The sequence below is a fragment of the Candidatus Effluviviaceae Genus V sp. genome, assembly GCA_014728125.1.
Lineage (GTDB): Bacteria > Joyebacterota > Joyebacteria > Joyebacterales > Joyebacteraceae > WJMD01.
Genome location: WJMD01000035.1, coordinates 1 through 11,977, shown reverse-complemented (window position 1 = coordinate 11,977; position 11,977 = coordinate 1). Strand labels below are relative to the sequence as shown.

12 protein-coding genes are annotated in these 11,977 nt (G+C 67.6%); all 12 read left to right on the top strand.

The window, feature by feature from the left end:
• Positions 1–457: 457 nt before the first annotated feature.
• Positions 458–1,552 carry a hypothetical protein gene (locus GF405_01925; protein ID MBD3366916.1) on the top strand — a complete coding sequence of 365 codons (1,095 nt, stop codon included), beginning with the start codon at positions 458–460 and terminating at the stop codon, positions 1,550–1,552.
• Positions 1,553–1,570: 18 nt separating this feature from the next.
• Positions 1,571–2,053 carry a cupin domain-containing protein gene (locus GF405_01920; protein MBD3366915.1) on the top strand — a complete coding sequence of 161 codons (483 nt, stop codon included), beginning with the start codon at positions 1,571–1,573 and terminating at the stop codon, positions 2,051–2,053.
• A 251-nt stretch (positions 2,054–2,304) separates the two neighbouring features.
• Positions 2,305–3,273: an aspartate carbamoyltransferase catalytic subunit gene (locus GF405_01915; GenBank protein ID MBD3366914.1), complete on the top strand. Its 969-nt coding sequence runs from the start codon at positions 2,305–2,307 to the stop codon at positions 3,271–3,273.
• Positions 3,270–4,610 carry an amidohydrolase family protein gene (locus GF405_01910; protein MBD3366913.1) on the top strand — a complete coding sequence of 447 codons (1,341 nt, stop codon included), beginning with the start codon at positions 3,270–3,272 and terminating at the stop codon, positions 4,608–4,610. Before GF405_01915 ends, GF405_01910 begins: the two co-directional genes overlap by 4 nt.
• Positions 4,531–5,325, top strand: coding sequence for a dihydroorotate dehydrogenase electron transfer subunit (locus GF405_01905; GenBank protein ID MBD3366912.1), 795 nt, complete (start codon positions 4,531–4,533; stop codon positions 5,323–5,325). Before GF405_01910 ends, GF405_01905 begins: the two co-directional genes overlap by 80 nt.
• Positions 5,318–6,238, top strand: coding sequence for a dihydroorotate dehydrogenase (locus GF405_01900; protein ID MBD3366911.1), 921 nt, complete (start codon positions 5,318–5,320; stop codon positions 6,236–6,238). Before GF405_01905 ends, GF405_01900 begins: the two co-directional genes overlap by 8 nt.
• Positions 6,238–6,939 carry an orotidine-5'-phosphate decarboxylase gene (gene pyrF, locus GF405_01895; protein MBD3366910.1) on the top strand — a complete coding sequence of 234 codons (702 nt, stop codon included), beginning with the start codon at positions 6,238–6,240 and terminating at the stop codon, positions 6,937–6,939. The genes GF405_01900 and pyrF overlap by 1 nt, the downstream gene beginning before the upstream one ends.
• A 53-nt stretch (positions 6,940–6,992) precedes the next feature.
• Positions 6,993–7,517, top strand: coding sequence for an orotate phosphoribosyltransferase (locus GF405_01890; GenBank protein MBD3366909.1), 525 nt, complete (start codon positions 6,993–6,995; stop codon positions 7,515–7,517).
• A gap of 97 nt (positions 7,518–7,614) precedes the next feature.
• Positions 7,615–8,775 carry a GuaB3 family IMP dehydrogenase-related protein gene (locus GF405_01885; protein ID MBD3366908.1) on the top strand — a complete coding sequence of 387 codons (1,161 nt, stop codon included), beginning with the start codon at positions 7,615–7,617 and terminating at the stop codon, positions 8,773–8,775.
• A gap of 65 nt (positions 8,776–8,840) precedes the next feature.
• On the top strand, positions 8,841–10,427 hold the full coding sequence (gene guaA / locus GF405_01880; protein ID MBD3366907.1) for a glutamine-hydrolyzing GMP synthase: 1,587 nt from the start codon (positions 8,841–8,843) through the stop codon (positions 10,425–10,427).
• Positions 10,428–10,494: 67 nt separating this feature from the next.
• Positions 10,495–11,811 carry an adenylosuccinate lyase gene (locus GF405_01875; protein MBD3366906.1) on the top strand — a complete coding sequence of 439 codons (1,317 nt, stop codon included), beginning with the start codon at positions 10,495–10,497 and terminating at the stop codon, positions 11,809–11,811.
• A partial coding sequence (locus tag GF405_01870) for a phosphoribosylaminoimidazolesuccinocarboxamide synthase (GenBank protein MBD3366905.1) occupies positions 11,808–11,977 on the top strand: 170 nt, incomplete at its 3' end. The genes GF405_01875 and GF405_01870, both read left to right, overlap by 4 nt.

Genomic DNA, 11,977 nt, shown 5'->3' with positions numbered 1-11,977 from the left:
GGTCGCGTCGTCCGGACGCTTCTCGACAGCGAGCTCGAGGCCGGTGCCACGGGCTTCGTTGTGTGGGACGGCACGGACGACCGCGGCGCGAAGTGCGCCAGCGGTGTCTACTTCTACCGCATCACGGCTCCGGACTTCGTCAAGAGCCACAAGATGGTGATGCTGAAGTAGCGCTTATCAGGCGGACCGGCCGGGACAGTCCGGCACTCCGCGGGACATGCGGGCGTCGGGGGGCCGGCAAGGCCCACCGCGCTCGCGGCGCAGAACCACTTGGCTGAACGGTTGTTCGTTATTGTTTGGTATTGCCGACGAGAACATGCTGTGATACCGTGGGTACGTTGAGTGGTGGTGCCGTCGCCGGAACAGCCGCGGAGATGCGCGGCCTGCGACGGGGACGGCTGAATCTGCGCGCCGCTCCATGAGGAGCGACGCGCGTCAACCAGGAGAGGAGATGGCAATGAGGACAGTTGTTATCCTGACCATCGCCCTCGTCGTGCTCGGCGCCTTCGGCGCCGCCGCGAAGAAGCCCGTCGACCCGGTCTCGGGTTCGAAGGGGCTTCTCGACTGCACGAACGCCCTCGAGGTGTTCTGCGGTGACGTGGTGAGCGGCACGACGATCGGCGGTCCGATGAACGTCACGTACTACTCGTGCTCGGGTTGGGACGAGTCCGGCCCTGAGATGGTCTACTTCATCGACCTTCCGGGACCGATGAACTACGACCTGACGGCGAACATCAGCGACCTGGCCGTGGACCTCGACGTCTTCATCCTCGGAAGCTGCGATGAGGATGACTGCATCGCGTACGGCAGCGCGACGGCGACGGCGAACGACATTCCCGCGGGCACCTATTATATCGTGGTCGACGGCTACAACGGCGTGGAGGGCGACTTCACGCTGAGCGTGGACTGCTTCGAGCAGGTCCCGCCCTGCTGTCCGTTCCCGTATGACTGCTTCGCGTTCGACTTCAACCTGAGCGCCTGCGGCGTCCAGTACATGGACTGCGGTCTCGGACCGAACCCGTGGGCCTGGGGCGTCGACACCGGCATCCCGCAGGTCGCCTGCGACGATGTCGAGGTGACGAACATCCTCGGCACGACGCTGAACGCTCCGTATCCGGCGTCCGTCGGCGGCATTGCGATGGTCGGCCCGGTCTTCGTCGAGGACGGCTGCGACTGCCTCGAACTCTGTCACTACTACGACACTGAGTTCGGCTACGACGGCGGCAACGTCAAGGTCTCGGCGGACGGCGGCGTCACATGGACGCAGATCACGCCGGCCCGCGGCTACGACGACATCCTCGACTCGACGTACTACATCGCCGAGTGCGTGGCCGACGAGTGGGTTTTCACGGGCGACAGCGGCACCTTCATCCGTGACTGCTTCGACCTCACCGAGTTCATCGGACAGGAGATCATGATCGGCCTGTTCTTCGGCTCGGAGAGCTACGCGACCAGCGATCTCGGCTGGTACGTCAAGTGGATCAAGCTCGGCGGCGAGGCCTCGCCTGTCGAGGACACCTCGTGGGGTTCCATCAAGAGCCTCTACAGGTAGTCACCGATCCACTGCACGATGCGAGACAGGGCGGGTCCCCACGGACCCGCCCTGTTCTTCGTGGCGCCGTCCTCTTTGCCTTTGACGGTGCGCCCGGCATCTGGGACAATGTCGGTTCCGACTCGAGCAGGGACCCCAACGAAGGAGCACGGGAGAATGAGGCACGTTCCGAAGGACGAGAGGACGCCGCGGCCGGTCGATGTCGAGGGGGCGGAGGGAGTGAGCGTTGCGAAGCTCGTCGCCGAGAACGACGGCGCGCCCACGGCCGCCATGCGCCACTTCGTGATAGAGGCCGGCGGCAACACGCCGTGGCATGCTCACGACTGGGAGCACGTCGTCTACGTTCTCGAGGGAGAGGGTGCGCTCGTGACGGAAGGGAAGGAGACGCCGTTCGAGGCCGGCGACGCGCTCCTGGTCGAGCCGGACGAGCAGCATAACTTCGTCAACACGGGCGACGGCCGGCTTCGCTTCCTCTGCGTTGTCCCCCTCAGGGGAGACTGACGCGAAGGTCCGGCGGGGCGCCTCGCGCGGCTCAGGCCGACGGAGACCTGCGTCGTCCGACGTGAAGAAACAGCTTGCTACGACAAGGGGACCGGTGTAGACTTCCCCTCGAGCAATTCGCCGCCTTTTAAACTAGCACTGTGAGGCTAGAAAGGGTGAAGAGGAGAACGCATCACGGAACGGGTCGCTGCGAGAGAACTCTCGCGCTGCCCGTTCTTGCGTTTTCACCCTGAGGCCTCAAGGGAGGGCATGTGCAGTGGACGAAACGGCACCTGCTTGGCCTTGAGGGCCTGAGCCGGGAGGAGATCGCGACCGTGCTCGACACGGCAGCGATCTTCAAGGAGATCCTCGGCCGCCCCGTCAAGAAGGTCCCCACGCTTCGAGGCGTCACCATCGCCAACCTCTTCTTCGAGGCCAGCACTCGTACGAGGATGTCGTTCGAGCTGGCTGAGAAGCGCCTCTCCGCCGACACGATCAACTTCTCGGCATCGACATCGAGTGTGAAGAAGGGCGAGACGCTCCGCGACACCGCCCGGAACATCGAGGCGATGATGGTCGACATGGTCGTCATGCGCCACTCGTCGGCGGGCGCCCCGCACTTCCTCGCGAAGCACCTGGACGCCTCCATCGTGAACGCCGGCGACGGCACCCACGAGCACCCTACGCAGGCGCTTCTCGACCTCTTCACGATGCGCGAGCACGTCGGCGAGCTTCAGAACAGGAAGGTGGTCATCGTCGGGGACATACTCCACTCGAGGGTCGCGCGCTCCGATGTCTGGGGCCTCAAGGCGCTCGGCGCGGAGGTGACGCTCGTCGGTCCCACGACCTTCATGCCGGCTGAGATAGAGGGCATGGGCGCCTCCGTGTCGCAGGACCTCGACAGAGCGGCGGAGGATGCCGACATCGTCAATATCCTGAGGATCCAGCGCGAACGGCAGGAAGGGGGCTTTCTCCCCAGTCTCCGCGAGTACACGAGACTCTTCGGCGTCACGTCCGAGCGCGTCGCCGGCATGAGGGACGACGTGGTCATCATGCATCCCGGACCGATCAACCGGGGCGTCGAGCTGGCGCCCGACGTCGCGGACGGCGAGCGGTCGGTCATCCTCGAACAGGTGACGAACGGGGTCGCGGTGCGGATGGCGGTTCTCTTCCTCATCTCGCGAGTGAGAGCATCCGAGCGAACCGAGGACGCCGAGCTTCTCGCGGAGGTGAGCATATGAAGAGGATCCTGATCAGGGGCGGCCGCGTCATCGACCCGGCCGCCGGAACGGACGACACGCTCGATGTCCTCATTGATGACGGGAGGATCGCGGAGGTCGCGGGCTCGATCGAGGCGGACGACGTCTCGACGACCGTCGACGCCGACGGGAGAATCGTCGCGCCGGGTCTCGTCGACATCCATGTCCATCTTCGCGAGCCGGGGAACGAGGACGCCGAGACCATCGAGAGCGGCTCCCGTGCCGCGGTCCACGGCGGGGTCACGACCGTCGCCGCGATGCCGAACACGGAGCCCCCGATCGACACGGCCTCCTGGGTCGAGTTCGTTGCCTCACGGAAGGCCGCCGCCCGGGTGCTGCCGGTCGCCGCGATCACCGTCGGACGCCGGGGCGAGAACCTGACGGAGATGGCGGAGCTCAGGACCGCGGGCGCGGTCGCCTTCTCGGACGACGGCTGTTCGGTCCTAAACGCCGCGCTCATGCGCAGGGCGCTCGACTACGCCCGCATGGTTGGCGTCCCGGTCGTCTCGCACTGCGAGGACCCGGCGCTCTCCGGAAACGGAACGGCCAACGAGGGCCTCTCGTCGACCCGGGCGGGCCTCAAGCCGGTCCCGGCGGCGGCCGAGGAGGTCATGGTCGCGAGGGACCTGATCCTCGCGGGCACGACAGGAGCCAGACTCCACGTGGCGCACGTGTCGACGGCCGGCTCGGTCGAGCTCGTCAGGAGGGCGAAGGCCGACGGGCTCCCGGTCACGTGCGAAACGTGCCCGCACTACTTCAGCCTGACCGACGAGGAGGTCCTGACGTACGACTCGAGCGTGAGGGTCAACCCGCCGCTCCGCTCGAGAACCGACGTCGAGGCCATCCGCGAGGGACTGCGCGACGGCACGATCGACGCCATCGCAAGCGACCATGCGCCGCACACGCATGAGGACAAGGAGGTCGAGTTCGACGCCGCGCCGCCCGGGATGATCGGTCTGGAGACGCTCCTGCCGGTCACGCTGACCAATCTGGTGGACGGCGGGGTCCTGGACCTGCCTGCGGCGCTGGCCCTTCTGACGCACAGGCCGGCCGGTATCCTCGGCCTGCCCCACGGAACGCTGGCCGTCGGCTCGGAAGCCGACGTCTGCATCGTCGATCCGACGACGTCCCGGACCATCGAGGCGTCCTGGTTCCGCTCGAAGTCAAAGAACTCACCTTGGATCGGGCGCAAGCTCAGGGGAACGGTCACCACAACGATCTGCCGCGGGGAGATTGTCAGTGCCGAGAACGGAGGCGACACGGGGGCGGATCCGAGCGCGTCGCCCGGTCGCGGAAGGAAGCTGGCTGTTCACGCTTGAGACCGACCCGGCCCTCCCGGAGGCGGAGCCGGGGCAGTTCGTCCAGGTCGAGGTGCCGGGACGAACTCTCCTCAGGCGCCCGTTCTCGGTAGCCGGCACGCCGGAGCGCGGCCGTCTGGAGCTCCTGTTCGAGGTGCGCGGCGACGGCACGCGCGACCTCGCCTCGCTGCCCGACGGCGGCGAGCTGGCGCTCACGGGCCCTCTGGGACGGGCGTTCGAGAAGCACCCCGCAGGCGCCGCGGCCGTTCTCGTCGCGGGCGGCATCGGTGTCGCCGGGCTCCGCATGCTGGCGTTCCGGCTCGCGGCCGCCCGTGTGCCGACCACGGCGTTCGTCGGAGCGAGAGGCGCCGGGCGCCTTCTGCATCGCGAGCTGCCGCCGGCGGGAGACCATCTCCGCATCGAGCCGGCGACCGACGACGGGTCGGAGGGACGTCCGGGGACGGTCTGTGAGCTCTTCGAGGAACGGAGCGGCGAACTGCCGGACGGAGCGCGTGTCTACCTGTGCGGACCTCGACCGATGATCCGGACCGCGGGGCGGACGGCCGTCGAACACGGACTCCGTGCCTTCGCGCTCCTTGAGGAGACGATGGCCTGCGGCGTCGGGGCCTGCCGGGGCTGCGTCGTTGAAACCCGCGACGGCTACCGGACGGTCTGCGCGGACGGCCCGGTCTTCGACGTCGCCGACCTCATGCCGGTCTGGAGGTCCGATGACTGACCTCCGCGTCGAGCTCGCCGGACTGACGCTCCGGAATCCCGTGATCCTCGCATCGGGAACCGTCGGATACGGCGCCGAGTACAGGGAGCTCGTCGAGTTCGAGACCGTCGGCGCGTTCGTCACGAAGACCATCACGCTCGAGCCGCGTTCCGGCAACGCGCCGCCCCGGCTGGTCGAGGCGGGCGGAGGACTCCTCAACGCCATCGGACTCGAGAACGTGGGACTCGAGCGGTTCCTTGACGAGAAGCTGCCCGAGTCGGCAGAGCTCCCGGCGCCGCTCATCGCGAGCATCGCCGGGACGTCTGCCGAGGAGGTCGCGACGCTCGCGGAGGCCGTCGGTGCGCGGACGGAGGTGGATGCGCTCGAGATCAACATCTCGTGTCCGAACGTCGAGCGGGCGGCGTGTCCGCTCTGGGACGACCCTGAAAGCACCGCCCTCTTCGTTGCGCGCGCACGGGCGTCGACGACAAAGCCGCTCTTCCTCAAACTGTCGCCTCAGACCGCGAACGCCACCGTCGTCGCCCGGTCCGCCGCCGACGCGGGGACCGATGCGCTGATCGTCGCCAACACGATGACGGGCATGCGCATCGACCTCGACGCGCGTCGCCCCGTGCTCGGCAATGTGACGGGCGGGCTCTCGGGCCCGCCGCTCAAGCCGGTCAACCTGGCGCTCGTCTGGAGGATCGCGGGCTCGGTCGACATCCCCGTGGTCGGATCGGGAGGCGCCGGGTGCGCGGGCGACGTCCTCGAGTACATGATGGCGGGGGCCACGGCGGTCGAGATGGGAACCGCCCTCTACGGTGACCCCGGCTCCGCGACCGAGATCGTCGGAGGGCTCGTCGAGTTCATGGAACGAAACGGTGTGGAACGGATCGATACCTACATCGGCGCTGCAAGGGGGGAGGCAGCATGATGGCAGAGAAGCAGCCAAGCAGGCTCATCGTGGCCCTCGATGTCCCGGACCGCGCGCGGGCGATCGAACTCGCTGAGAGGACGGGCCGGTACGTCTCCCACTTCAAGGTTGGAAGTCGGCTCTTCACGGCCGAGGGTCCCGATCTCGTCCGGGAGCTGAAGTCGACGGGCTCGGGCGTTTTTCTCGATCTCAAGTACCACGACATTCCCAACACGGTGGCCGAGGCCGCCCAGGCCGCGACCTCCCTCGGCGTCGACGTCTTCGACATTCACGCGGCGGGAGGGACCAGGATGATGAGGGCGGCCGTCGACGCCAGCCGGGAGGAGGCCTCCAGACTGGGGAAGACCCCGCCGAAGATACTGGCGATCACCGTACTCACGAGCATGGCCTCGACGGTCGACGAGGTCCTCGCGCTGGCGGACCGCGCGCGCGAGTCCGGCATCGACGGCGTCGTCGCCTCGGCCTGGGAGGCCTGTGCGATACGGGAGCGCATGGGTCCCGACTTCCTCATCGTCACACCCGGGATCAGGCCCTCCTGGACCAAGCGGAACGACCAGCGCCGCGTCGCAACGCCGGCGGAGGCGATCGCCAAGGGCGCGGACTACGTCGTGGTGGGTCGTCCCATCAGGGACGCCGACGACCCGGCTGACGCGGCCCGGGCGATCATCGACGAGATGTCCCCGGCGGAGGTGACGGGGTGAGCGGACCGCGCGAGAAGAGAGTGCTCGAGCTCCTGCGCGGATCGGGAGCTCTCATGTCGGGACACTTCCGGCTGTCGTCCGGCCGGCACAGCGGCGAGTACTGCCAGTGCGCCCGGGTTCTCGAGGACCCGGGACGCGCCGAGGAGCTCGGGGCGGCGCTGGCGGGGCTTTTCGAGGACACCGAGGTCGACATCGTCGTCTCGCCCGCGCTCGGCGGCGTCATCATCGGACACGAGGTCGCAAGGGCGCTCGGGGTTCGCTCCTTCTTCGCCGAGCGCCGCGACGGAAAGATGACACTCCGCCGCGGCTTCCTCCTCGAACCGGACGAGCGCGTGCTCATCGTCGAGGACGTTGTCACGACGGGCGGCTCGGTCCGTGAGGTCGCCGAGGTCGTCGGGGACGCGGGAGCCCGCGTGGTGGGGTTCGGCTTCCTCGTCGACAGAAGCTCCGGAGACGTCGACCTGGGCGCCCCGATGAGAGCGCTCGTCCGAAGGAACATGCCGAGCTATGAACCCGAGCGCTGCCCGCTCTGCGACGAGAACAGACCGCTGACGAGACCGGGCAGCAGACCGGGATAGAGAAGACGCTCCGCGCCGCCCCGGCCCGCGCTGCGGACCGGAGGTTCGGAAGTACCCACAGGGACAGAACACGTTCGTAGTCCACGAGGAGGGCTGGATGGGATTCTACATTGGTCGCGGCAGGAAGGCTCGCCGTTCCTTCGGGTTCGACGAGGTGGCGATCGTTCCCGGAAGGGTGACGATCAACCCTGAGGAGGTCGACACGACCTGGAGACTCAGGGACCTGGAGTTCTCAGTACCCATCCTCGCTGCCGCGATGGACGGCGTGGTCGACACGACGATGGCCGTGGCGATGTCGAAGCTGGGCGGGCTGGCCGTGCTGAACCTCGAGGGCGTGCAGACCCGCTACGAGGACCCGAGCGAGGTCTTGAGCGAGATCGCTGAGGCGCCGCCGGAGACGGCCACGCAGCTCGTGCAGAAGCTCTACGCCCCGCCGATGAAGGACGAGCTCGTCGGGAAGCGGATCGAGGAGATCAAGAGGGACGGCGGCGTGGCGGCGGTCTCCTGCACGCCGCTCCAGGCGTCGCGATTCGGGCCGCTCGCCGAGGAGGCGGGCGCCGAGGTCTTCGTCGTCCAGTCGACGGTCGCGACCATCGACCACATCTCCAGCGCCTACGAGACGCTCGATTTCGAGGGGTTCATCGACTCTATGGAGATACCCGTCATCGTGGGCAACTGCGTGACGTACGAGGTGGCGCTCGACCTGATGGAGGCCGGAGCGGACGCGGTCCTCGTCGGTGTCGGGCCCGGCGCGGCGTGCACGACGCGCGGCGTCCTCGGCATCGGCGTCCCGCAGGTCACGGCCACGGTCGACTGTGCCGCGGCACGCGACCTCTTCCACAAGAGAACGGGGCGCTTCGTGCCGGTCATCACCGACGGCGGCATGGACACCGGCGGCGATGTCTGCAAGGCGTTCGCGTCCGGCGCCGACGCCGTCATGATCGGTTCGGCGCTCGCCCGCGCCGAGGAGGCGCCGGGGCGCGGCTACCACTGGGGCATGGCGACGCCGCACGTCAACCTGCCCCGCGGCGCCCGCGTGAAGACGGGCACGTCCGGGACGCTCGAGGAGATCATCCTCGGACCGGCGCGAACCGACGACGGGACGCAGAACCTCATGGGCGCCGTCCAGACGTGCATGGGCACCGTCGGCGCCAAGAACATCTTCGAGCTGCAGCAGGCCGAGCTCATCATCGCGCCGGCCATCCGGTCGGAGGGCAAGCTGATGCAGCGCTCGCAGCATGTGGGCATGTGGCGGTAGACCGCTTCTGCGACAGCGGACCACGGCCACGCGCCGGTGAGGCGATACCGCGAACGGAGGACCGAATGGAGAAGCCCCGCCGGGCGCCGCTCGGACCGAGCGGCGCGCATCCCGTCCCGGGGAGGGCGCGTGTCGTCATCCTCGACTTCGGATCACAGTACACGCACCTGATCGCGCGGCGCGTCAGGGAGTGCCAGGTCTTCTCGGAGGTCGAGCGCTTCGACACGCCGGTCGACGACCTGGGAGACGACGTCGCGGCGATCATTCTCTCGGGCGGCCCGTCGAGCATCTGGTCCGACGACGCCCCCTCGCCGGACCCGGGCATCTTCGGACTCGACGTGCCGGTGCTCGGGATCTGCTACGGCATGCAGGCGATGTCGCACGCGCTCGGCGGCGACGTCAGACCGGGCGACACGCGCGAATACGGGCCGATGCAGTTCGAGGGCGACGCGTCCCACCCGCTCTTCGCGGGTATCGAGGGTTCGACGCTGGTCTGGATGAGCCACGGCGACGAGGTGGTGAAGCCCCCGCCCGGGTTCAACGTTCTCGGTCAGAGTGCGGACGGCAAGATCGCCTCGATCGGCTCCGACGAGCGGAGGCTCTACGGTCTCCAGTTCCATCCCGAGGTGGCCCACACGGAGCGGGGAGGCGACATCGTCTCCAACTTCGTGCACGGGATAGCGGGCCTCGAGCCGACGTGGACACCGGCCTCGTTCGTCGAGGAGACGATCGAGACCATCCGCGAGAGTGTGGGAAACGGCACTGTCGTCTGCGCCCTCTCGGGCGGCGTCGACTCGTCGGTCATGTCGGTCCTCATCCACCGGGCGATCGGCGATCAGCTCATTCCCATCTTCGTCGACAACGGGCTTCTGAGGAAGGACGAGGACAAGGAGGTCATCCGCAAGCTCAAGGAAGGGCTCGGGCTGCCGGTCGACATCGTCGACGCCCGGGAACGCTTCCTGGACGCCCTCAGGAGCATCGAGGACCCGGAGAGCAAGCGGAAGATCATCGGCCGCGAGTTCATCCACGTCTTCGAGGAGGAGGCCAGGCGGGTCGGCGACGTCGAGTACCTGGCCCAGGGCACGCTCTATCCGGACGTCATCGAGAGCGTGTCCGTCAAGGGACCGTCGGCGACCATCAAGAGCCATCACAACGTCGGCGGACTCCCGAAGCGGATGAACCTCAAACTCATCGAGCCCCTGAGGACGCTCTTCAAGGACGAGGTCAGGAAGGTCGGCGCCGAGCTCGGCATGGACCCGGAGATCCTCGGCCGCCATCCGTTTCCCGGACCGGGGCTCGCGGTCAGGATCCTGGGCGACGTGACCGAGGAGCGCCTTGCGGTCCTCCGGGAAGCCGACGCCATCGCCATCGAGGAGATCCGCCGGGCTGGGCTCTACGACGACATCTGGCAGGCGTTCGTCGTCCTGCTGCCGGTCCGGAGCGTCGGCGTCATGGGGGACGAGCGAACGTACGAACACGTCGTGGCCGTGCGGGCCGTCCATTCGCGCGACGGCATGACGGCGCAGTGGTACCCCATGCCGTCGGACGTCCTGGGGAGGATATCGGCGCGCATCATCAACGAGGTCCGCGGCGTGAACCGGGTCTGCTACGACATCAGCTCGAAGCCGCCGTCGACGATCGAGTGGGAGTAGGGCGTGAGCCCGGCAGACGCGTCGGGCAGAACAGCCGCGAGGGAACGACACGGATCGGGGAGACGACATGATCGAACGCTACGCACTGCCCGAGATGGCCGCGGTCTGGGACGAGAGGGTCCGCACCGCTATCTGGGCGAAGATCGAGATCGAGGCGGTCCGGGCACGCGTCGAGCTGGGGGAGGTCCCCGCGGACGTCCTCGAGCGCATCGAGGAGAGGGCCACCGTCTCCATCGAGCGGATGAAGGAGATCGAACAGGAGACGCATCACGACGTCATCGCCTTCCTCAAGGCGCTCGCGGAGGAGATCGGGGAGGACGACGCTCTGCACGTGCACGTCGGTATGACTTCCTCCGACATCCTCGATACGACGATCGGCGTCCAGATCGGGCGTTCGGGCCATCTCATCCTCGAGAAGCTCGAGGAGCTCCGGTCGGCGGTCCGCGAGAGGGCCCTCGAGCACCGCGCGACCCCGATCGTCGGCAGGACGCACGGCGTTCACGCCGAGCCGACGACGCTCGGCCTCAAGTTCGCCTACTGGTGGGACGAGCTGACCCGGGTACGTACGGTCGTCGGCCTCGCGGTGCTCGACGCCGCGGTCGGCAAGCTCTCGGGAGCCGTCGGAACATACGCCGAGCTCGATCCCAGAATCGAAAAGCACGTCTGCGAAGCGCTCGGCATCCGTCCCGCGCCGATCTCGAGTCAGATCGTCGCGAGGGACCGTCATGCGCGCTACCTCTCGGCGCTCGCCGTTCTGGGGAGCGTCATGGCACGACAGGCGCTCGAGATCAGACTTCTGGCGCGCACGGAGACGAGCGAGATCCTCGAGGGGTTCGGGAGGAAGCAGAAGGGCTCCTCCGCCATGCCGCACAAGCGGAATCCGATCAAGTGCGAGCAGATCTCAGGGCTGGCGCGCGTGCTGCGCGCGAACGCGCACGCCGCGATGGAGAACATCGAGCTGTGGCACGAGCGGGACATCTCCCATTCGTCGGTCGAGCGGGTCATCCTGCCGGACAGCTCGATCCTCACACACTACTTACTTGACCGCTTCACCAGGGTCGTGAGAGCTCTCGACATTCGGCCCGATCGCATGCTGGAGAACATCGGTTCCTCCAACGGCCTCGTCTTCTCGGGCGGCGTGCTGACGGCGCTCGTGAGGGGCGGCATGAGCCGGGACGAGGCCTACGACAGAGTTCAGCGCGCCGCCATGGCGGCGCGAGAGAGAGGAGTTGAGCTCCTGGAGACGATCCGGGAGGACGAGGTCATCATGGGCGCGCTCGGCAGCGGCCGTATCGAGCGCATCATGAGCCTGGACCCACACCTCAGGCACATTGGGGAGATCTTCGAGCGACTCGGCATCGAGGAAGAGGAGGAGGCCGCGTGAAGAAGACGAAGAAGCTCTACGAAGGCAAGGCGAAGATCCTGTGGGAGACGGACGACCCGAAACTGATGGTGCAGGAGTTCAAGAACGATGCCACGGCGTTCAACGGCGTCAAGCACGAGGTCATCGAGGGCAAGGGGAGACTGAACAACCTGATCTCCTCGTCGCT